Origin of the sequence: Myxococcus sp. AM009 (assembly GCF_013372605.1) — a bacterium.
GTDB lineage: Bacteria > Myxococcota > Myxococcia > Myxococcales > Myxococcaceae > Myxococcus > Myxococcus vastator.
The window spans coordinates 1-2,458 of sequence record NZ_JABXEP010000324.1 but is presented as its reverse complement, the minus strand read 5'-3'; the positions used below and the strand labels follow the sequence as shown (position 1 = coordinate 2,458).

1 protein-coding gene is annotated in these 2,458 nt (G+C 69.4%); it reads right to left on the bottom strand.

What is annotated here, in order from left to right; genetic code table 11:
- Positions 1 to 2,458: condensation domain-containing protein (locus tag HV824_RS35525; protein ID WP_176425246.1), on the bottom strand; the 2,458-nt coding region annotated here is incomplete at both ends.

Here is a 2,458-nt window from a genome sequence, read left to right as displayed (position 1 = left end):
GTGGCAATGGACGCCCACTCCGTGTCCACGCACACCACCAGTTCACCACCCGCGGCCACCTCATCCGCCAGCCGCTCCTGCGCCACCAGCAGCGCCACCCCCGCCTCCTGCTTCATCCACCCCAGCCGCTCCAGCGGGTAGCTCGCGTCCAGCGGCACGTATGCGCCTCCCGCCTTCAGCACCCCCAACACGCTCACCACCCACTCCAGCGAGCGCTCCACGCACACGCCCACTCGTACCTCGGGGCCCACGCCCATTCCCCTCAGGTGGTGTGCCAGTTGGTTGGCTCGCCGATTCAGCGCTTCGTACGTCAGCGTCTGCCCCACCGCCTCCACCGCCACCGCCTCCGGTGTCCGCTCCACCTGCGCTTCGAACAGCTCCGCCAGCGACGCGTCTCGCGGGTACTCCACGCTCCGCCCGCTCCACTCCTCCACCACCCGGCGCCGCTCCTCCGCCGACATCAACGACAGCTCCGACAACGTGCGGTGCTCGGGGACGCACAGCTCGCGCAGGAGTTGGCGGACCTGCGCCAGCATCCGCGTCGCGACTGCCGCATCGAAGCGCCTGGCGTCAAAGGTGAGGCGAAGCTGCCACTCGCGTCCCGGAACGGCGAGGATCGTCAGTGGGTGGGAGTCCACCTCGACGATGTACGGGCTGCGCACCACCAGCTCGTCCGACATCGTGGTGAGGCCCGCATCGCGCGGGTAGTTCTCGAAGACGACGAGGCTCTCGAACAGCGCGGGGCCCGGCGGCACGTCGCTCCAGCGGCGGACCTCCACCAGGGGCGACGACTCATACTGCCGCGCGTCCTGGAGCCACGCTTGGAGTTCCTTCAGCCACGACACCACCGGGCTGGCCCCGGGCAGCTTCACGCGAACGGGAATGGCGTTGATGAACAGGCCCGCCATCTGCTCGACGCCCGCCAGCTCCGGAGGCCGGCCTGAAACCGTCAGTCCGAACAGGACGTCGTCTTCGCCCGAGTAGCGGCCCAGCAGCAGCGCCCAGGCTGCTTGCAGCAGCGTGCCGCCCGTGACGCCGTGCCGGCGCGAGAACGCTCCGAGCGCCGACGTCTCCGCCGCGCTCATGCGCAGCTGGACTTCCCCCAGGAGCGTCGACGCTCGCGGCGCCCCACCGAAATCCAGCCGCGTGGGCTCCGTGAAACCCGCGAGCGCGCCACGCCAGAAGTCCCGAGCCGCGCCGAGGTCCTGCCGCCCCAGCCACGCGATGAAGTCCCGGTACGGGCGCACCGCGCGCCGAGGCAACGTCAAGCCACGCCGGAGCGCCTCGTAGCGGGAGAAGACCTCTCGCAACACCAATTGCGTGGACCAGCCATCCAGCAACAGGTGCGTCAGGCTGAACACCGCGCGCCACACACGCGCGCCCGTGCGCAGCAGCGTCAACCGGAAGCCTGGCGCACGGGAGAGCACCAGCCCTCGGCGGCGGTCCTCCTCGAAGAACGCGACCAGCCGAGCCTCCTGCTCCGCCGGAGACAGCGCGCGCAGGTCCTCGGTGGCGAAGGGCAGCGAGATTTCACGCATCACCGCCTGGAGCGGCGCCTCCAACCCCTCCCAGAAGAACGCGGTCCGGAGGATTTCGTATTGATCCGCCGTCTGCCGCCAGGCCTCCGTGAAGGCGGCTTCGTCCAAGGGGCCTTCGAGTTCGAAGGAGATTTGATTGAAGTACGGCTGAGTCTCTCGCTCCTGAAGATGGGAGATGAGGATGCCGTGCTGAAGCGATGACAACGGGTAGACGTCTTCGACATCCTCCTCGGACAGGCCCGCCACGGAGAAGCCGGAAGCGGGGGCGGATGAGCGTTCGGCGTCGGGCTCGGCGTCGGCGGTGGGAGCATCGCCCGCCACCGCGGCCAGGGTCGCCACGGTTGGATGATCGAAGAGCTGCTTCACCCGGAAGTACAGGCCCGCTTGCTCGGCACGCGAGACGACCTGGATGGCGATGATGGAGTCACCGCCCAGCTCGAAGAAGTTCTCGTGGATGTCCACCTGGGACCGGCTCAGCACCTGTTCCCAGATGGCGGCCAGGGCCGCCTCCTTCGCGTCGCGAGGCCCCTCGAATGGCCGCGACACATCCTCCGAACGCTCGGGCGCTGGCAACGCGCGCCAGTCCACCTTGCCGTTGGGCGTCAGCGGCAGGGCGTCCAACATCACCAACGTCGAAGGCACCATGTGCGCCGGGAGCCGCTGCTGGAGGAATGCACGGAGCGCGGCCGGGTCCGGTGTCGGCTGCGCCGCGGGGGTGGCATAGGCCACCAACCGCTTGCCGCCAGCCCCCTCCTCGCGAGCAACGACGACGGCATCCTGGACTTCGGGGTGCTCACGCAGCACCGCCGCCACCTCCCCGGGCTCCACCCGGTAGCCTCTCACCTTCACCTGGAAGTCCGTCCGCCCGATGAACTCCAGCCTCCCATCCCCCAACCACCGCACCTTGTCCCCCGTGCGGT